The sequence below is a fragment of the Amycolatopsis sp. NPDC114505 genome (assembly GCF_055633615.1).
In genome coordinates this window covers 1,733,676-1,752,523 of record NZ_JBVKDV010000001.1, presented here as the reverse complement: position 1 = coordinate 1,752,523, position 18,848 = coordinate 1,733,676, and the positions used below count along the sequence as shown (strand labels likewise).

The 18,848-nt window shown below is 69.3% G+C and carries 19 protein-coding genes; 3 read left to right on the top strand and 16 right to left on the bottom strand.

Annotation, left to right across the window (positions count from 1 at the left end):
- Nucleotides 1–81: 81 nt before the first annotated feature.
- Nucleotides 82–765 carry a TIR domain-containing protein gene (locus ACZ7OU_RS08820; RefSeq protein ID WP_470254683.1) on the bottom strand — a complete coding sequence of 228 codons (684 nt, stop codon included), beginning with the start codon at nt 763–765 and terminating at the stop codon, nt 82–84.
- Between the two features lie 176 nt (nt 766–941).
- On the opposite strand from ACZ7OU_RS08820, the gene ACZ7OU_RS08815 reads away from it, so the two are divergent.
- Nucleotides 942–1,832: an EamA family transporter gene (locus ACZ7OU_RS08815; RefSeq protein ID WP_470240600.1), complete on the top strand. Its 891-nt coding sequence runs from the start codon at nt 942–944 to the stop codon at nt 1,830–1,832.
- On the opposite strand, the gene ACZ7OU_RS08810 is transcribed toward ACZ7OU_RS08815, so the two are convergent.
- The 4 genes from ACZ7OU_RS08810 to ACZ7OU_RS08795 form a co-directional block, all read right to left on the bottom strand.
- The gene (locus ACZ7OU_RS08810) at nt 1,829–2,473 is read right to left on the bottom strand and encodes a DedA family protein (protein ID WP_470240599.1); all 645 of its coding nucleotides are present in this window, start codon (nt 2,471–2,473) and stop codon (nt 1,829–1,831) included. The two genes, ACZ7OU_RS08815 and ACZ7OU_RS08810, sit on opposite strands and share 4 nt — an antisense overlap.
- A gap of 109 nt (nt 2,474–2,582) precedes the next feature.
- Nucleotides 2,583–3,224, bottom strand: coding sequence for an SDR family oxidoreductase (locus ACZ7OU_RS08805; protein ID WP_470240819.1), 642 nt, complete (start codon nt 3,222–3,224; stop codon nt 2,583–2,585).
- Nucleotides 3,225–3,283: 59 nt separating this feature from the next.
- Nucleotides 3,284–4,465 (bottom strand): RNA polymerase sigma factor, encoded by a 1,182-nt coding sequence (locus ACZ7OU_RS08800; protein ID WP_470254682.1) that lies wholly within the window; start codon nt 4,463–4,465, stop codon nt 3,284–3,286.
- Complete coding sequence (locus ACZ7OU_RS08795; protein ID WP_470240597.1) at nt 4,462–4,821, bottom strand: YciI family protein; 360 nt, start codon at nt 4,819–4,821, stop codon at nt 4,462–4,464. Before ACZ7OU_RS08795 ends, ACZ7OU_RS08800 begins: the two co-directional genes overlap by 4 nt.
- Before the next feature lie 81 nt (nt 4,822–4,902).
- On the opposite strand from ACZ7OU_RS08795, the gene ACZ7OU_RS08790 reads away from it, so the two are divergent.
- Nucleotides 4,903–5,325: a YybH family protein gene (locus tag ACZ7OU_RS08790; protein WP_470240596.1), complete on the top strand. Its 423-nt coding sequence runs from the start codon at nt 4,903–4,905 to the stop codon at nt 5,323–5,325.
- Nucleotides 5,326–5,376: 51 nt separating this feature from the next.
- Here ACZ7OU_RS08790 and ACZ7OU_RS08785 read toward each other — a convergent pair whose 3' ends face one another.
- The 11 genes from ACZ7OU_RS08785 to ACZ7OU_RS08735 all read right to left on the bottom strand — a co-directional run bounded on the left by ACZ7OU_RS08785 (nt 5,377) and on the right by ACZ7OU_RS08735 (nt 17,650).
- Complete coding sequence (locus tag ACZ7OU_RS08785; RefSeq protein WP_470240595.1) at nt 5,377–6,489, bottom strand: ABC transporter ATP-binding protein; 1,113 nt, start codon at nt 6,487–6,489, stop codon at nt 5,377–5,379.
- Nucleotides 6,486–7,481 (bottom strand): ABC transporter ATP-binding protein, encoded by a 996-nt coding sequence (locus ACZ7OU_RS08780; protein ID WP_470240594.1) that lies wholly within the window; start codon nt 7,479–7,481, stop codon nt 6,486–6,488. The genes ACZ7OU_RS08785 and ACZ7OU_RS08780 overlap by 4 nt, the downstream gene beginning before the upstream one ends.
- Before the next feature lie 6 nt (nt 7,482–7,487).
- Nucleotides 7,488–8,411 (bottom strand): ABC transporter permease, encoded by a 924-nt coding sequence (locus tag ACZ7OU_RS08775; RefSeq protein ID WP_470240593.1) that lies wholly within the window; start codon nt 8,409–8,411, stop codon nt 7,488–7,490.
- A complete protein-coding gene (locus ACZ7OU_RS08770) occupies nt 8,408–9,409 on the bottom strand; it encodes an ABC transporter permease (RefSeq protein WP_470240592.1) in 1,002 nt (333 codons plus the stop codon). Before ACZ7OU_RS08770 ends, ACZ7OU_RS08775 begins: the two co-directional genes overlap by 4 nt.
- A gap of 87 nt (nt 9,410–9,496) precedes the next feature.
- Complete coding sequence (locus tag ACZ7OU_RS08765; RefSeq protein ID WP_470254681.1) at nt 9,497–11,167, bottom strand: ABC transporter substrate-binding protein; 1,671 nt, start codon at nt 11,165–11,167, stop codon at nt 9,497–9,499.
- Nucleotides 11,168–11,495: 328 nt separating this feature from the next.
- Entirely contained in the window at nt 11,496–11,999 is a 504-nt protein-coding gene (locus ACZ7OU_RS08760; RefSeq protein WP_470254680.1) for a uridine kinase family protein, read from the bottom strand.
- 37 nt (nt 12,000–12,036) lie between these two features.
- Entirely contained in the window at nt 12,037–12,471 is a 435-nt protein-coding gene (locus ACZ7OU_RS08755; protein ID WP_470240589.1) for a DUF2304 domain-containing protein, read from the bottom strand.
- Between the two features lie 13 nt (nt 12,472–12,484).
- Nucleotides 12,485–13,186, bottom strand: a complete 702-nt coding sequence (locus ACZ7OU_RS08750; protein ID WP_470240818.1) for a glycosyltransferase family 2 protein — start codon at nt 13,184–13,186, stop codon at nt 12,485–12,487.
- A gap of 91 nt (nt 13,187–13,277) precedes the next feature.
- Nucleotides 13,278–15,245 carry a DUF6541 family protein gene (locus ACZ7OU_RS08745; protein WP_470254679.1) on the bottom strand — a complete coding sequence of 656 codons (1,968 nt, stop codon included), beginning with the start codon at nt 15,243–15,245 and terminating at the stop codon, nt 13,278–13,280.
- A 78-nt stretch (nt 15,246–15,323) separates the two neighbouring features.
- On the bottom strand, nt 15,324–16,610 hold the full coding sequence (locus tag ACZ7OU_RS08740) for a lipopolysaccharide biosynthesis protein (RefSeq protein ID WP_470254678.1): 1,287 nt from the start codon (nt 16,608–16,610) through the stop codon (nt 15,324–15,326).
- 20 nt (nt 16,611–16,630) lie between these two features.
- Nucleotides 16,631–17,650 (bottom strand): glycosyltransferase family 2 protein, encoded by a 1,020-nt coding sequence (locus tag ACZ7OU_RS08735; protein ID WP_470240586.1) that lies wholly within the window; start codon nt 17,648–17,650, stop codon nt 16,631–16,633.
- Nucleotides 17,651–17,734: 84 nt separating this feature from the next.
- Here ACZ7OU_RS08735 and ACZ7OU_RS08730 point away from each other — a divergent pair, with 84 nt between their 5' ends.
- A complete protein-coding gene (locus ACZ7OU_RS08730) occupies nt 17,735–18,829 on the top strand; it encodes a UDP-N-acetylglucosamine 2-epimerase (protein ID WP_470240585.1) in 1,095 nt (364 codons plus the stop codon).
- The last annotated feature ends 19 nt before the right edge of the window (nt 18,830–18,848 follow it).

The window sequence follows — 18,848 nt, the reverse complement described above, 5'->3', positions numbered from 1 at the left end:
CAGCGTAGATGAAGCACGGCTACACAGTGACAGATCCTTCGATCATCACTGCTTCACGATTGTCGCGAACCTGTCGCCGGCTCACCCTTCATCCAAGGTCTTCTCCAGGTCCGCAAGATCGCGCTTCATTTGTTCCAAGCGATGGGAGTCGATCATCGGTCCGAACTGAGTGGAGATTATGTCGAGTTCAACTTTTCGCGATCTGGCCAGCAAGCGAACCAGTGACTGCATGGTCACTCCGACCCCCTCGACGTTCGAGGTCGCTCTCTCCAATTCTCGAATTCTTTGGTCTTCCCTGAACCCGAGCTTCTCCACTACGGATCGGATCTTCGTACACGGCGCCCCCAGGGCAGCCACTAAGTTACCCGTACGGTGCGGCTCGAAGGTAGCCGCGGCAATACCAGCCAGGTCCGACGGCAAGACAGGCGGGTTCGAGCGATCAAAGATCATGAAGGTGCGCTCCCGTCCGAGCGCACCGATGAAGAGCCCCAGCTCGAAAAGGACGTTATCTCTCGCCGAAGTACGTGTCGTACCTCTCGAAATCGTCAAATCGTCAGCAGTCAGGACCAACACCGCGAAGTCGAAGCGGCCGACCGCCGCAACGAGGGATTCCAGCGTTCCCTCGGTCAAACCGAAAATTCCTTGACTCCAGAGCTCGATCTCACAGTTCGACTCAAGGGCGACCTGGACCGCTTCGGCGACACGCAACCCTTCCGACGATGACCCGACAAACAGGGCGGGACGACTCATTGCCACTTCCTTCATCGTGACGTCCGGCGGCCTTTCACGCCTCAGTCGGCATCGGCGCCAGGCTCGTTACCGCTGTTTGCCGAGCGGGCTCCGCCTCAGCAGTATCAGGACCTCATATGTGAAGCACGGCTACACAGTCCCTGCAGATATTCTCGCTGGTCCTTCACGGTCGCCGTTGTCACAGTGGAGGTATGCCCACCCGTGACCGCCTGCTCGCCGTGCTCGTCGCCGTCCTCTGGGGCCTGAACTTCCTCGCCATCCACGCCACGCTCGGCCAGTTCCCGCCGGTGTTCGCGGGTGCGCTGCGGTTCGCCGTGATCGCCGTGCCGACGATCCTGTTCGTGCCGTGGCCGAAGGTGAAGGTGCGGTACCTGCTCGGCTTCGGCCTCGGGTTCGGCACCGGGCAGTTCGCGTTCCTGTTCATCGCGATGGACACCGGGATGCCGACCGGGCTCGCGTCGCTGGTGCTGCAGGCATCGGCGCCGTTCACGGTGCTGCTCGGCGCCGTCTTCCTGCGCGAACGCGTCACGCCGCACCAGCTGGCCGGGATCGCGCTGGCCGTCGCCGGGATGGCCGCGATCGCGTGGCAGCAGTCCGGGCACGCGGCCCTGCTGCCGATGGTCCTGACGCTGCTGGCCGCGCTGAGCTGGGCGCTCGGCAACCTCAGCTCGCGCAAGGCCGAGCCGGACAACCCGCTGCACTTCACGCTGTGGATGTCGGTGGTGCCGCCGCTGCCGATGTTCGCGCTCTCGCTGGTCATGGAGGGCCCCGCCGCGCAGTGGCGGTCGCTGACGACGCTCGGGACGCCGACCGGGCTGACCGCACTGGGCGGGCTGACCTACGTCGTGCTGATCGGCACGATCGTCGGCTCGGGCGTGTGGACGACGCTGATGCGGCGCAACCCGGCGAGCGTGGTCTCGCCGTTCTCGCTGCTCGTGCCGGTGGTCGGGCTGACGGCGTCGTTCCTGCTGCTCGGCGAGCGGCCGACGACGCTGGAGATCGTCGCGGCGCTGGTCGTGATCGGCGGCGTCCTGCTCGGGTCCCTGCGGCCGGCGCCGAAACCCGAGCTCGTCGCGGTCTAGGCGGTCGGCTCGCTGACTTCCTGCTTCTCGTCTTCCGGGTGCTTCTTGCCGAGCCGCTTCTTCATCACGAGGAAGACGACGACACCGATGACGATGGCGGCCACCAGGCCGTACTTGGAGAAGTTGCCGAGCCACTTTTCGGCGACCACGCCGAGGTAGTAGACGAGCGCGGTGGTGCCGCCCGCCCACACGATGCCGCCGGCCGCGTTCGCGATCAGGAACTTCGGGTAGTGCATCTTGAGCGACCCGGCGAGCGGGCCGGCGAGGATGCGCAGGAACGCGATGAAACGGCCGAGGAAGACGGCCCACACGCCGCGTTTGTCGAAGATCCGTTCGGCGTTGGCGAGGTGCGTCGGGCCGAAGTGCTTCGGGAATTTCCGGCCCGCCCAGGCGAACAGCCGTTGGCCACCGGTCTTTCCGATCAGGTACCCGATGCTGTCGCCGATGATGGCGCCGGCGCTGGCCAGGATGCCGATCCACAGGGGACTCAGGTTGCTGTGCTGCGAAGCCAGCAATGCCGCGCTGACCAGCACGATCTCGCCGGGCAGTGGGATGCCGAGGCTCTCGATCATGATCACCGCGCCGACGATCAGGTACACCGAGAGCGGCGGGATCGCCTCCAGCCATTGGTCGATGTGCACTGCCCGTACCCCCTGCTGTTCGCCGAAATCCGCTTTCCGCAGAGTACCGGGGACCATGCGCTGGGGACGGCCTACTCAGGTATTGCCAGGGGTACGACTTGAGTGGGGGTCACTCGAGTGTGGCAAGGGCGGGGGCCACCGGGAAGTCCCCGGAAACGACGTCGAACCCGCGATTTTCGGTGAGCGGCTCACCGAGGACCCCGACGATCACCGCGGCGACGTCCCGCCGGGTGATCCGCCCGGGTTCGAGGTGGCCGGCGATCTTGACGCGGCCGGTGGCGGGCCCGTCGGTGAGCGTCCCGGGCCGGACGATGGTCCAGGTCAGCGCGGACTTCTTCAGGACGCTGTCGGAGATCTGCTTGGCGAGCAGGATCGACCGCACGAGCCGGTCGCCCTGGTCGGGCGAGTCGGCGAACTGGGCGGAGAGCTGGATGAACCGCGACACACCGGCGACTTCGGCGGCCCGGATGGCGGCGATGGCCCCGTCGCGGTCGACGAGGTTCACCGATTCGGGTTCGGGATCGGGGGCGCCGATGGTGTTGATGACGACGTCGGAGTCCTTGAGGGCTTCGACGAGGTCATCACGATCGGCCGTGACGTCGGCGACGACGGGTTTCGCGTTTTCGTCTCTGAGCACGTCGGCTCGTTGACGGCTTCTGAGGCCGGCCCGAACGGTGTGACCCCGGGCGGCGAGCAGGCGGACCACGTGGATCCCGGTTCGTCCTGACGCCCCCAGCACGGTGACCTGCATGGGTCCGATCTTCCCGCAGGCGGGCGGGATTCGCTGGCCGCCGGAGTTGTCCACAGGGTTCACCCCCATGTGGACAACTTCGCGGCCCGTAACCGCAGGTACTCCTGCTCCGGCAGGCTCAACGTCCGCCGAGCCGCCGCCAGGTACGCCTCCCGCGCCCCGGCCACATCCCCGGCCAGCTCCAGCAAGTGCCCCCGCACCGCATCCACCCGGTGGTGCTCCGGCAGCTCCGCCGCCGCCAGTTCCGCCAGACCCGCCTCCGGCCCGTTGACCTGCGCGAACGCCACCACCCGGTTCACCGTCACCATCGGCCCCGGCGCCACCACCCGGAGCAGGTCGTACAGCGTCAGGATCTGCGCCCAGTCCGTCTCGGCGGCCGTCGGGGCCTCGGCGTGGACCGCCGCGATCGCCGCCTGGAGCTGGTACGGCCCGATCGGCGCCTTCGCCAGGGCGTCCGTGATCAGCGCGGTCCCTTCCGCGATGAACGGCTGGTTCCAGCGGGTCCGGTCCTGGTCGGCCAGGGGCACCAGGGCGCCGGTGGGGTCGACGCGGGCCGGGCGCCGGGCCTCGGTCAGGAGCATCAACGCCAGCAGGCCCGCCACCTCGCCGTCGTCCGGGAGCTCCGCGCGCAGCTGACGGACCAGGCGGATCGCCTCCGTCGTCAGCTCGACGCGGTTCAGCGCGTCGCCCGAGCTGGCCGTGTGGCCCTCCGTGTAGATCAGGTACAGCACCTGCAGCACCGCCGCCAGCCGCTCCGGACCGCCCTCACGCGTGAGACTCGAGCCGCGCAGCGATTTCTTCGCCCGGCTGATCCGCTGGCCGATCGTGGCCTCCGGGACGAGGAACGTGCGCGCGATCTCCGCCGTCGTCAGGCCGCCGACCGCACGCAGCGTCAACGCCACCTGCGCCGGCCGCGAAAGCCCCGGGTGGCAGCACAACAGCAGCAAGGTCAGCGTGTCGTCGACGCCGACCGGCTCCGGTTCCGGCGGCGAAGCCAGCGCCACCGCCTCCTCACGCCGCTGCCGGGCCGTCTCGCTGCGCCACTGCTCGATGCGCCGCCGGGACGCCGTCGTGATCAGCCACCCCTTCGGGTTGTCCGGCAGACCTGACGACGGCCACTGCGAGAAGGCCGCCAGCAGCGCCTCCTGGACAGCGTCCTCGCACGCCTCGAAGTCGCCGTACCGCCGGACCAGCGCCGCCAGAACCTGAGGTGCGAGCGAACGCAGCAGCTCGGGGTTCACCGCAGCCCCATCACCGGCCGCACTTCGACCACCCCGAACGCGGCTTCGGGGATCCGCGCGGCGATCTCGACGGCGCGTTCGCGGCTCTCGCAGTCGAGCAGGAAGAACCCGGCGAGGAACTCCTTGGCCTCGGCGAACGGCCCGTCGGTCGTCGTCGTGCCGTGGTCGCCGACGCTGACGCGCGTGGCGAGCTCCGGGAAGGCGAGCCGCTCCGAGACGACGCGCTCGCCGGACGCGTCGAGGTCGTCGCTGAGCTGCTGGTAGTAGGCGAGCCCGGCCGCCTGCTGCTCGTCGCTCATGCCCTCCCAGGCCGCGCGGGACCCGGGGTTGCCGTAGATCAGGACCACGTATTTCACGAACGCCTCCCGGTCGGTGTCGAAATCCGCGTGGCGGCGCCTACGTCCCCTCCGAACGGCACCACACCTCAGGAGGATGGCATGACGGACAAGCGGATTCGCGAACTCATGACGGCCCGCGCGGCGGCGATGACCGCACGTGACGCCGCGACGCTGGCCGCGCAGTACGCGCCGGAGGCCGTGGCGTTCACGCTGGCCCCGCCGCTGGTGCACCACGGGGAGGACGTCGCGGCCCGGGAAGCGTGGTTCGCGTCGTTCGACGGCCCGATCGAGTACTCGACCCGGGACCTCGAGATCACCGTCGGCGAGGACCTCGCGTACTGCCACGCGCTCACGTACCTGTCGGCGACGCCGCAGGGGATGCCGGGGAAGTTCGAGCTGTGGTTCCGCTCGACCGTGTGCTTCCGGCGGCAGGACGGCGACTGGCGGATCACCCACGTGCACGACTCGACGCCGTTCCACATGGACGGCACCTTCCGCGCGGCGCTGGACCTGAAGCCGTGAAAAAAGGTGGCCGGCCGGGACGAATCCCGGCCGGCCACCCGGAAGAGAACCTCAGAGGATCTCGGCGGACGTGCCGATGTCCGGCGGGCCCAGGTCGGGGTTCAGCGCCCCGGTGAGCTCGATCAGCTCCGGCTCCACCTCGTGCGGCTGGATGCGCCCGTCGCGGATGTCCTCCGCGTAGTGGCACGCGACCCGGTGACCGCCGCCGATCTCCCGCAGCTGCGGGCGGTCGGTGTCGCACAGGCTCGCCTGCTTCCACGGGCAACGCGTGTGGAAGCGGCAGCCCGACGGCGGGTTCGCCGGCGAGGGCAGGTCACCGGCGAGCAGGATCTGCTCGCGGGTGTCCTCCACCTGCGGGTCCGGCACCGGGATCGCCGACAGCAGCGCCCGTGTGTACGGGTGCAGCGGTTCCCGGTACAGCGAGTCCGCGTCGGTCTCCTCGACCAGCGCGCCCAGGTACATCACGCCGATGCGGTCGGAGATGTGGCGCACCACCGCGAGGTCGTGCGCGATCACCACGTACGTCAGGCCGAGCTGGTCCTGCAGGTCTTCCAGCAGGTTGACCACCTGGGCCTGCACCGAGACGTCCAGTGCGGACACCGGCTCGTCGGCGACGATCAGGTCCGGCTCCACGGCCAGCGCCCGCGCGATGCCGATGCGCTGGCGCTGCCCGCCCGAGAACTCGTGCGGGTACTTCCGCAACGACGTCTCCGGCAGGCCGACCGCCGAGAGCAGCTGGCGGAGCCGCCGCTGGGTGGCGTCCTTGTCCTTGTCGAGGCCGTGCGCGCGCATGCCCTCGAGCAGGATGGACTCGACCGACTGGCGCGGGTCCAGACTGGACAGCGGGTCCTGGAAGATCATCTGCATCCGGCGCCGGGCCTTCCGCAGCTCCTCACCCTTGAGCTTCGCGACGTCGGTGCCGTCGAACACCACCGAACCGGCGGTCGGCTCGCTGAGCCGCAGGATCGCCCGGCCCAGCGTGGACTTGCCACAGCCGGACTCGCCCACCAGGCCGTAGGTCTCCCCACGGCGGATGGCCAGGTCGACGCCGTCGACCGCGTACACGTGCCCGACCGTCCGGTCGATCACGACGCCGCGCTTGATCGGGAAGTGCACCTTGAGGTCGGTGACCTCGAGCAGCACGTCACCAGCAGGACGGGTCATCGGGTTCCTCCTCCCGCCGCGACCGCCGGCCGCACGGGGTTGTGACAGCGCAGCAGCCCGCCGTGGTCGGGCACCAGCTGCGGCGAGACCTCGCGGCAGACCGGCAGCGCGTTGGGGCAGCGGGGCGCGAACGCGCAGCCGCCGTCCCACGGGATGTTGTCGGCCACCGAACCCCGGATGGGGACCAGCTTTTCGCCGCGGCCCGCGTCGAGGCGCGGGATCGAGGCCAGCAGGCCGTGCGTGTACGGGTGCCGGGGCTCGGCGAACAGCTGGTGCCGCTGCGCGCGCTCGACGATCTTGCCGCCGTAGAGCACGTTGACCTCGTCGCACAGCCCGGCGACCACGCCGAGGTCGTGCGTGATCATGATCAGCGCGGTTCCGGTGTCCTGCACCAGTTCCCGCAGCAGCGCCAGGATCTGCGCCTGGATGGTGACGTCCAGCGCGGTGGTCGGCTCGTCGGCGATGAGCAGCCGCGGCCGGCACGCCAGCGCGATCGCGATCAGCGCGCGCTGCCGCATCCCGCCGGAAAGCTGGTGCGGGTACTCGGAAAGCCGGCGTGACGGGTCCGGGATGCCGACCTTGGCCAGCAGGTCGGTCGCTTCGACGGACGCCGCCTTGCGCGACATCCCGCGGTGGCGTTCCAGCACCTCGGTGATCTGCAGCCCGATCGGGATGACCGGGTTCAGCGAGGACAGCGGGTCCTGGAACACCATGCCCAGGTCGCGCCCGCGGCGGTCGCGCATGTCCTTGTCGGACAGCTTGAGCAGGTCGGTGCCTTCGAAGCGCACCGAACCGCTGACCTTGTTGCCGCGCCGGGCCAGCAGCCGCATGATCGCCAGCGACGTCACGGACTTGCCGCAGCCGGACTCGCCGACCAGGCCGACCGTCTGGCCGGGCTCGACGTCGAAACTGACCCCGTCGACGGCGGCGAACGGCCGCTCGCCACGGCGGACGAAGTTGACCGTCAGGTCACGGACTTCAAGGAGTGCCATGGGTTCTCACCGCCTGTTCTTCGGGTCGAGGGCTTCACGGAGGGACTCGCCGACCAGCGTGAACCCGAGCGCCACGATGATGATCGCGATCGCCGGGTAGTACGCCAGCTCGGGACGGACGTCGAGGAACTGGTGCGAGGCCTTGCCCAGCATCAGTCCCCACTCCGCCCGCGACGGGTCCGGGTCGCCCAGACCGAGGAACGACAGCGCCGCGGCCTCCAGGATCGAGGTGGCCAGCGTGAGGGTCGCCTGCACGATGACCGGGCCGAGCGAGTTCGGCAGCATGTGCCGGAACACGATCGTCCCGCGCTTGACGCCCAAGGACGTCGCCGCCAGCACGTGGTCGGCGTCCCGCTGCGTCAACATGGAACCGCGCAGCAGCCGGGCGAAGATCGGCACGCCGATCATCGACACGGCCAGGATGACCGTCCACTGGCTCGGCTTCGCGAACAGCGCCGCGATCGAAATGGCCAACAGCAGCGACGGGAACGACAGCATGACGTCGACCAGTCGCATGAGGACGGTGTCGACCCAGCCGCCGAAAGCGCCCGCCAGGCCACCGATGATCACGCCGATCAGCACGCCGACGAGCGTGGCGAGCACACCGACGATCAGCGTCTGCTGGGCGCCGGCGATCAGCCGCGACAGGAAGTCGCGGCCGAAGTCGTCCACGCCGAGCGGGAACCCGGACTGCGCGCCCGGGATGAAGTTCGGCCGGATCTGGTCGCCGAGGTAGTGGACGTCCGGGTCCTTCGGCTCCAGCAGGGGCGCGAAGATCGCGACGATGAGGAACACGCCGGTGATGACGCCACCGGTGATCGCGACCGGGCTGCGCAGCATCCGGCGGAGGGCGTCCCCGCCGAGGCTGTGGCCACTCGCCGCGGCGAGCTTGTCGATCGGTTCCTTCTTCTTGTTCAGCAGAGTGTTCATCGCACACGCACCCTCGGGTCGATGATCCCGTACGAGATGTCGACCAGCATGTTCACCAGGACGTAGACCACGGCCCCGAACAGCAGGAGTGCCTGCAGCCGGGGGTAGTCACGCCGTTCGATGCCTTCGGCCAGCAGGAAGCCGAGGCCGCGGAAGTTGAACACCCGCTCGGTCAGCACGGCGCCGCCGAGCAGCGCGCCGGTCTGCAGGCCGATGGTCGTGACCACCGGCAGCAGGCCGTTGCGCAGGACGTGCCGGGTGCGCACCACCTGCTGGGTCAGGCCCTTGGAGTTGGCCGTGCGGATGAAGTCCTCGTTGAGGACGTCCAGCACCGACGCGCGGGTGATCCGGGTGATCACGGCGAGCGGGATGGTGGCGAGGGCGAACGCGGGCAGGATGAGGTGCTTGATCGCGTCCCAGACGGCGTCCCACTCGCTCGTCATGATGCCGTCGAGGATGGCGAAGTTCGTGATCGCCGTGGCGTCGAGGCCCGCGGCCTGCCTGCCCTGCGACGGCAGGCCCAGCGGTGCGGCCAGGATGTCCTGCATCATGTAGCCGAGGAAGAACACCGGCACCGCGACGCCGATCAGGCTCAGCACGATGACCACGTTGTCGACCGCTCCGCCGCGGTAGCGCGCGGACAGGTAGCCGGCCGGGATGCCGATGATGACCGCGATGATCATCGCGGAGAGACCGAGCTCGATGGTCGCCGGCAGGAAGGTGACGATCTCGCCCATCACGGGCTGGGTCGACACCAGGGAGTTGCCGAAGTCGCCGGTGAGAGCCCGGCCGAGGAACCCGAAGTACTGCACGAAGATCGGCTGGTCGAGGCCGAGCACGTGGTTGAGGTTGGCGATCTTCTCCGGCGTCGCCTTGTCGCCCAGCAGGGCGGCGGCGGGGCCACCGGGCAGGGACCGGAGCCAGGAGAAGACCAGGATGGACAGGATGAAGAGCGTCGGGATCGCTTGTAGCAACCGACGCACGAGGAAACGAAGCACTTGCAGTCCTTTGGTGCCGGCCCGGGAATCAGGCGCAGGGGGTGGGTGCGGTAGCACCCACCCCCTGCCTTTGGCTGAAATCCAGAATCAGCTCACGGTCACGGTGTTGAAACGCTCGTCGGTGAGCGGGCTCGCCACCAGACCCTTGACCTTCGGGCCGACCACGATCGCCGGGGTCGGGTAGGCGATCGGGATCGCCGGCAGGAAGTCCATGATCTTCTTGTTGACTTCCTGGTACGCCTTGGCGTGGGCGTCACCGGCGGGCGAAGCGTCCGCCGCGCTCAGGGCCGAGAAGAGCTCCGGGTTGTTGAACCCGAACTCCTTCTTCTCCCGGCCGAAGAACGTGCCGACGAAGTTGCCGGCGTCGTTGTAGTCACCGGTCCAGCCGAGCAGGTGGAGGTCCTGCTTGCCGGCCTTCTGCACGTCGTCCTTGTAGCCACCGTTCCACGGCTCGGCGTGGGCCTCGATGTTGATGCCGATCTTCTTGAGGTCCTCGGAGATCGCGGTGAAGGTGTCCGCCGGGTTCGGCATGTACGGACGGCTGACCTCGGTCGGGTAGTAGAACTTGAGCGTCATCCCCGTCGCGCCGGCCTCCTGCAGCAGCTGCTTGGCCTTCTCCGGGTCGTACGGGTACTTCGTGACGTCGTCGGTGTAGCCCGAGATGACCTTCGGGACGAACTCGGTCGCGACCTCGGAACCCTCGGCCAGCTTCGACTTCACGAACTGCTCGCGGTTGACGCCGTAGGCCAGCGCCTGGCGGACCTTGACGTCCTTGAGCTTCGGGTTGTTGGCCTGGTTGATGCCCAGGTACAGCACGTTGAACGACGGGCGGATGAGGACCTGCTCGCCGTCGTTGCGCAGCAGGCCGTAGTCCGCCGGGCTCGGGTAGTCGTAGCCGTTGATGTCGCCGGCCTTGAGCGCCTGCTTGCGGGCGTTCTCGTCCGGGATCACCTTGAAGATCAGCTTGTCGAGCTTCGCGGGCGACGGGCTGGTGTCGTTGCGCACCAGGGTGATCTCACCCTTGGCCTGGTCCCAGCTCTCGAACTTGAACGGGCCGGTGCCGACCGGGAACTTGTTCGCGTACTCGCTGTAGGTGAACGAGTCGCCGCTCTGGGTGACCTGGTCCGCGTTGTGCGCCTTGAGCGCGGTCGGGCTCTCGATGGAGAACGACGGCAGCGTGAACGCCGACGGGAACGCGCCCTTGGCCTTGTTCAGGTTCAGGACCGCGGTCGTCGGGTCCTTCGCCTCGCAGCTCTTGTAGACGGGGTCGCCGCTCGCGTCGCCCTCGTTCTTGGCGAAGCCCTCGAAGACGTCGCCGTAGTAGATCATCTGGCTCTGGGCGGCGGCGCCCTTCATGTTGTACCAGCGGTCGAAGTTGAAGCAGACCGCCGCGGCGTCCATCGGGGTGCCGTCGGAGAACTTCACGCCGGACTTCAGCGAGAACGTCCAGGTCTTGCCCTCGTTGCTCGACTCCCACTTCTCGGCGAGAGAAGGCTCGAGATCGGCGGTGCCCGGCTTGTTCTGGATCAGCGTGTCGTAGATCTGCCGCGTGATCCGGAATGTCTCGCCCTCGTCGTTGAACGCGGGGTCGAACATCTTCGGGTTTCCGGCGGCGCCGAAGATCATCGTGCCTCCGGTACCACCTCCGGCGCCCTCTTCACGCTTCGAATCCGCACAAGCGGACAGCGAAACCGCGAGCGCGCCGGTGAGCCCGATCAGGGCCACGCGGCGTGTTCGGGTCAGCCGCAACTGCTGCATCTGGCACCCCTTGGGAGATGTTCGGGTTTTAAGTCACCGTCCGGTCGGTCAGGAACTCGACGGACGGTCGGTGTGCCCGCCGACACTAGCGGGAACTCGCCCCAGGCTTAAGTACGTGAGGTTACGATCGCGCTACGTGGGCGCCGATTTGACCGCAATGTGTCCGTAAATCACGACAGACTGTGACCATTTGTGGCAGACCACTCCGCCCAGTGCCGGTTCCCTAACTCAGATGGCGGTACCAACGTTAGCCCGGTCGTGTTGACCGAAAGGGCTTCCCTTGATCGATCCGGAACGGCTCGTTCACGGACGGTGACAGTTCGGTTCCCTACGAAAGTCGGGTGTCGGCGGCCGCGGCGGTGCCGTCGACGGCGAACCAGCCGCACTCGAACCGTTGCCAGCGGCCCAGTTCGGCGCGTGCGGCCACGCCGTCGCGCGCCACGGTCCGAGCCAGCCGCGAGGCCGCCGGCCCGCCGGAGAGCCAGCAGAGGTGCGAAAGCAGGGATCTTACCGAAGTGCGGCCGCACGAGACGCCCTCCAGCACCAGGACTTCCGGCACGGGCACCCGGACGAGGTCACCCGGCCGGGGTGCCCCGCCCGCCCAGTCCATCCGCCGGTAAGCGCCTTCGACGCCGTTCGCGAGGGGCCGCAGGACACCGCCGGCCAGCCGCGGCCACCACGAAACCGGGTCGTCCCAAGTCGCGAAGGCATCGGTGCTCACCAGCTCGGTCCGGCACCCGCGAGCACGCAGTTCCGCCACAATCCGGGCGGCCAGAGTGGACTTCCCCGCGCCTGACGGGCCGTCGATGGCCAGCAGGCGCACCGCCCCCAACCGGGCGGGCGCGGCGAGCAGGGCTTCGATCAGCGCGTCACTTGCTGACGCGCTCGACCTCGGGAAGCCCTTTGACGTCGTCCGGCGCGGTGGTCCGCGCCTCCAGCACGGCGATCCGGTCCGCCAGCTCGCGCTTGGCGTCCTCGAGCTCGCAACGCAGCAGCGCGGTCTCCTCGACCGACGTGCGCACCTCTTCCTCCAGGTGCCCGACCTCGGTGGACAGGTGCAGCGACACCAGTGCCAGCACGACGCCGGCGAGGAGGAAGACGAAGTTCGACGGGGTTTCGACCCCGGTCAGCCGGGCGAGGAACTGCGCGGCCGACGGGATCACGGCCAGCACCACGACGCCGACGGCGACGACCAGCCAGACACCCGCGTACTTCTCGCGGAGCTTGCGTCGCCGCATCATCTCGATGACGACGAACAGCACCAGGCAGGCGATGACGATGCTGAGGATGCGCCAACCGGCCATCTTCGCAAGCTCCTTATGCCGAGTCGGAGGAGTCGACCGCGGGACGGCGCCGGACGAGCGCGAGCAACAGCGCGAGGCCGGCCCGGCCCAGGTAGACCGCCGATTTGACGGGTGAGTGGCTGGGCGTGCCGCCCACCCGCTCCCGCATGATGACCGGAATCTCCTTGATGGTCAGCTTGGCGCGGATGGCCATGACCAGCGATTCCACCGTGTCGCCGAGGTACTCGGCCGGGTAGTAGTAGGCGAACAACCGGATCGCGCGCGGCCCCATCGCCTTGAAGCCCGACGTGACGTCGGTGAGCTTGGTCTTCGCCAGCCGCGAGAACACGAGCGAAAGCACGACCATCGCGTACTTGCGCGGCCCGCTGGCCTTGTAGGAACCCTTGCCCGCGAAGCGGGAGCCGATCACGATGTCGGCGTCGTCCAGGCCGCGCAGCAGGGCGTCGAGCTCGTCCGGGTCGTGCTGGCCGTCCGCGTCCACCTGCACGACGACGTCGTACCCGCGGGCCGCGGCGTACCGGAACCCGGTGCGCATGGCCCCGCCGACCCCGAGGTTCACCGCGAGCCGGGCCACCTCGGCGCCGGCCGCGCGGGCGAGCTTGGCGGTCTCGTCGACCGAACCGTCGTCGACGACCAGCAGATCGCCGTCCGGCAGGGCGCTCTTCACCTGCTGGATGACCGAAGCGACGCTCGCGGATTCGTTCAGCGCGGGCATCACGATGAGCACGCGACGGCTGCTCACAGGGGTCGTGGACACGCGATCACTTTACCTTTCGGCTCTGCGGCGGACTTCCAGCCCCCGCCGGTCACTGGCCGTCACCGGGCGCGGAACCGGGCGCCGCGCCGGACGTGACCACGCCCTGCTGGCCCTCGATCTCGTAGATCGAGGCGCCGGCGTTGCGGTAGACCAGCTTGAAGCTCGGGTTGGTGTCGAGGTGCTGGAGACCGAGGTCCCGCACCGTCGTCGGCGTGACCTTGCCCGCCCCGACGAACGCGTACCGCACCTTCAGGTCGGTGAGCAGTTCGCGCACCTTCGGGTACTTGTCGACGCCGTTGCCGAACATGCTGAGGTAGCCCGCGTCGGTGGCCAGTTCGGCGCCGTAGAACGTCCACTGCGTCGGCTGTACCCCGGCCAGCGCGTACATCCAGACCGAGCCGTCCGACTTGTCGTTCAGCACCCGCTCGCCGGGCGCGGTGTGCGCGGCGAGCCAGCCGAACGCCGCTTCCTCGTCCTTGGTGACCGTCGGCCCGCCGTTGTAGCTGTTCTGCAGCCGGGCGGCATTGCGGCCGATGTAGCCACCGCGGCTCAGCCCGCCGACGACCAGCGCGAGCACGACGAGACCGAGGACGGTCAGCGTCGCGGGCTTCAGCTTCGGCAGCCGCGGGGCGGCCTTCGCGGCGAACCAGCCGGCTGCGGTGTGGGCGAACTCGCCGAACGCGACGCAGCCGGCCAGCGGCACGAGGGCCGCGACGCGCCAGTGGTCGTTGTAGAACGGGCTGGTCAAGGTGTGCACCAGGCCGGTCTCGAGCGAAACCGTGGCGGCGAACAGCCCGCCCAGCACGACGTACGCGGCGACCATCCACAGCATCCGCCGGTGCTTGACCAGCAGGAACACCCCGATGATGGCCGGGATGCCGATCCACCACTGCGGGAAGTCGGCCATCGGCGAGAACGTGATGGTTTCGCCGACGGCGCCGGTGACCGTCGCTTCGGAGGACCAGTAGGCGCTGGTCACGCCGCTGGCGTTGTAGAGCGAAGGCAGGACCACCGGAATGCCGAACGCGGCGGCCAGCACGACGGTCGCGATCAGCGACGGTGCCGACCGGCTCCAGGTGATCGGCTCCCAGCGGACCAGGACGGCGACGAGGATCAGCAGGAAGTAGACGATGACCACGAAGACGACGCTCGTGTGCAGGCCCGCGAGCCCGGCCACGCCGACGCCGATCGCCACCGGCCCGGCGATCCCGCGCGGCTCCAGCAGGTGCCGCGCGACCGCGAGGATGGCCGGGATCAAGGCGATGCCGGCGACGTACGGCCACAGCGGACCGCGCCACAGCGAGTCGTAGGGGAAGACGGAGAACGAGGCCGAAACCGCGGCGGCCGCGGCGACGCCGATCGGCGGCATCCGCCAGGCGTGGCACATCGCGGCGACACCCAGCGGGACGGTGAGGACCACCGCCAGCGCGGCCAGGTTCAGGGTCGGCATGATCGTCAGGCCGCCCTTTTCGTAAACCAGGGCGAGCAGCGCGTGGTAGGTGTCCGGGTAGAAGTAGTCCGTCTGGCCCGGCAGGTTCGAGATCGTGCCGACGGTCGACGGCCGGGCGTCGCCGTGCTCGGCGATCCAGCGCACCAGGTTCGCGTGGAACGGCGCGTCCCAGCCCTGCTGGACGTTGCCGGTGTTCCGGATGCCCCGCAGGAACGTGACGGTGCCGACACCCATGCCGGCGGCGACGCCGAGGCCGATGAGCACGTGGTCGCGCACGCTGCGCGCCGGCCGCTCCGGCTCTTCCCGGTCGGGGTGGCGGCGCCGGGTGAACCGGGACACCGCGAAGGCGAGCCCGAAACCGGCCGCCGAGACCACGAGCGTCCACAGCGCGACGTCGAGCATCGTCCAGCGGATGCCGAACCGGCCCAGCACCGGGATGCCGAGGGCGACGAGGCCGAAGGTGAGCATCGGCGCGGCGGCGGCCAACGTCCAGCCCCGCAGCCGGATCGCGGCGCCGAACACCAGCCCCGGCAACCAGAACGCGAGCAAAACGAGCAGAACGTTCATCGAATTCGCAGTCCAAACCTCACCGGCGCTTCACGCCGTTCCCGTCCCACCAGCGGGCGCATGCCACCTTACTGGCCACTATGAAGACGCTTCAACGGCGCCCGCGGTTGTCGCGGTCCCGTTCTTCGGGGCACGCCGCAGCACGAAAGCGAGCACGACGGCCAGGCCCAGCGCGGGCGCCGCGGCCAGCGCGACGACCGCGCGGAACACCGTGTCGCCGGGCAGGAAGAGCAGGAGCAGCGACGCCGTGCCGGTGACCACGGCCCAGCTGACCAGCACGAGCTTCGCCTGGGTGCGGGCCACGAGCACGGCCGTGAGCAGCTGCATCGGCACCAGCAGCACCGAAGACCACACCAGTCCCGCGACCGACCAGCCGTCGATGTCGTAGCCGGGGCCGCTGACGAACCGCACCGCCCAGGGGCCGAGCCACAGGCCGACCAGCGCACCGAGCGCGGCCAGGGCCAGCGAGGCGAGGGCACCGAGGGCCAGCACGCGGCGCAGGCGGTGACGCCCCTCTTCGGTGACCGAAAGCCGGACGACGAACGGCACGGCCAGCGACTGGACCGGCCCGATCAGGGTCAGCGGCAGCCGCGCGATGACCAGCGCGGCGAACAGGGAGCCGACGCGGTCGCCGTCACCGCCCGGAGCCAGCAGTCCGACCAGCGCCGGGTAGCCGGTGATGACCGCCGACGTCAGCGCGGCACCGGCCAGGAGCATGCCCATCCGGCGGCTGGTGACGCCCCAGCCGTCGCCCTCGACGTGCGGGTCGAGCAGGCGCCGGGCCGGGCGGGCGAACAACAGCCAGGCGAACGAGCCCGCGGCGACCGCGATGGCCAGCGAGACGACGTTGTAGGCGACCGACACGAACAGGACGCCGAGGAGGAGCGCGCGCACCGCCGGTTCGGCGACCACGAGCAGGGAGAACGCTTTCACCTTGTGCTGCCCGATCAGCAGCCCGCGAGTACCGAACTGGCAGGCGAAGGCGACCCCGCCGGCCAGCACGATGACCGCCAGCGACCAGTCGCCGCGGAACAGCCGGTCGTTGATCGGCGGGATCAGCAGGGCCAGCGAGAAAACGGCCGCCACGACCACGCCGACGGCGACCGCGCGCAGCGCCGGGCGGCCCGCCTTGCCGCCGTCGAGGGCCGCCACCGCCGACTGGCGGGACAGCTCCTGCTCCAGCGGCGAAAGGGTGCTGCCGAGACCCATCAGCAGGCCCCAGAACGTGACGAAGAGCGCGTACTCCTGCGGCGGCAGCAGACGCTGGCAGGCGACGGTGAGGACGTAGCCGAGGCCGATCGACACCAGCAGCGAGCTGCCGAGACTGCCCGCCGTCGTCCGGCCGTTGCGCGCGCCGGCCTCCACGCCCTTCACCCCCGCGGCACTCATCGACGCCGGAGCCGGGCCCGCACGGCCATGGCCAGTCCACGCAGGACGCCCGCGCCGAAGCCGCCGGCGAACACCGGCAGCAGCTTGGTGACCGCGCGGGCCTCCGGGCCGGTCGCGCCGCACTTCTTCACGACCTCACCGGCCGCGACGGCGCCGAGCACGCCGGCGACCAGGGTCGTCTTCGGCTTCTTGGCGGCGAAGACCACGCCGACGGCACCGGCGGCCAGCGCGCCGAACAGCGCGTTGCGGGCCGGGCCGGGCGAGCCGATGTAGGAGTCCACATAGGTCGTACCGCGGAAGTAGGCCTGCTGCGCGAACTTCTTGAACGAGTCGCGGCCGTTGTAGACGGCGGAGAACCCGGGCGCCAGCCAGATCCGCTCGCGCTCGGCGATCCAGCGCAGCATGCGGGTGTCGTCACTCGCGAAGCGGATGTCGTCGAACAGCGACGTGAACGCCGTGATCGATCCCTCGAGAAGTGCGCGGCGGGCGCAGAAAAACGTCGTGCCCTTCGGGTAGACGTCGAATTCCTCTATTCCATACGACGTCAACCGCGGATTCGCGAAGTATTTGCGCCACGGCACCTTCACCAGCCCGGCCATGAACCCCGCGTACGGATTGTGCTCCGAGGCGACGTCGATGTGCCCGTTCCAGACCGCGCGCTCGGGGTGGTCCACGAGCTGGTCGCGCAGGAACGTCAAGCTGCCTTCGTCGACGATGACGCGGCTGTCGAGCAGCGTGATCCACTCGCCGGACGACTTCGCGATCCCCGCGCTACGCGCCTCGAACCGGCCCGAGTTGGCCTGGCTGAGGACGGTGATGCCGTGCCGTTCGCGCAGCTCGTCGAGCCGCGCCGGCGTGGCGTCGGTGCTGCCGTCGTCCACGACGACGACCTCGATCGGCCAGTTCGCCGCCTCGGCCGAGGCGAGCAGTGCGCCGACACTGCGGTCGATCCAGTCCTGCTCGTTGTAGACCGGGATCACGACACTCAGCGAGGGGAGGAGCGGGTTCGCACTCACCGTGCCGAGGCTACCCGGCGGCCCCCGTGGCGGGTCGGCCAGTATCCTTACGCCACCGCACCCGACCAGAAATGGGCCCTCACGGTGATTTCCTTCATCCTCGGCACCACCGCGGAACTGATCAAGATCGCCCCGGTTTACCACGGGATCGTCGAGCGCGGGGTGCGGCCGAAGATCTGGTTCACCGCGCAGCACGTCGACGAGGTCGCCGACGTCCTTTCCGATCTCGACCTGCCGGAGCCGGACCTCTGGTTCGTGCCGCGTGAGAAGGCGCACAACCTCGAGTCGCCGGCGCAGGTGCCGGGCTGGGCCGCCCAGGTGCTGCGCACCGCGTGGGGCCGTCGCCAGGAGCTCCGCGCCACGCTGACCGAGGACGGCCGCCCGCCGCTGGTGCTGGTGCACGGCGACACGTTCACCACGCCGTACGGCGCGCTGATCGGGAAGCGGATCCTCAAGTCGCGGGTCGGGCACATCGAGGCGGGCGCGCGGTCGGGCAGCATCCTGTCGCCGCTGCCGGAGGAGCTGAACCGCAAGATCGCCGCGAAGGTCGTCGACATCCACTTCGCGCCGACGTCCCGCGAGGTCGCGAACCTGAAGAACACCCGCGGTGTGGTGGTCGACACCGAGGCGAACACCGCGATCGACTCGATGCGCCTGGCGATCGGCCAGCCGCTGGTGGTCGACGTGCCGGAGAAGTTCGGCCTGGCCACGCTGCACCGCTTCGAGCTGCTGTCCCGGGCGGACAAGTACCGCGAGGCGCTGGAGATCCTGCGTGAAGAGAGCCGCAAGATGCCGGTGCTGTACATGGCCGGAGCGCCGGAGCGCGAGAAGATCCGCGCGCTGGACCTCGAGCACCTCTTCGACGACAAGTTCATCATCCGGCCGAAGCTGCGGTACCTGAAGTTCCTGCCGGTGGTCGCGCGCGCCGAGTACGTCGTCACCGACTCGGGCGGTCTGCAGGAGGAGTGCGGCTACCTCGGCATCCCGTGCGCGGTGCACCGCCACCGCACCGAGCGCCACGTCGGCATCGGGGCGAACATCGAGCTGACCGAGATGCGCGGCGACAAGCTGCGCACGTTCCTCGGCAGCTACGCCGAGCGCCGCGGCGACAACTGGACGGACAAGTACCACCCGTCCGAGATCGTCGTGAACACGCTGGCGCAGCTCGGCTACTGCTGATCTCCCACCCGGCGCGCAG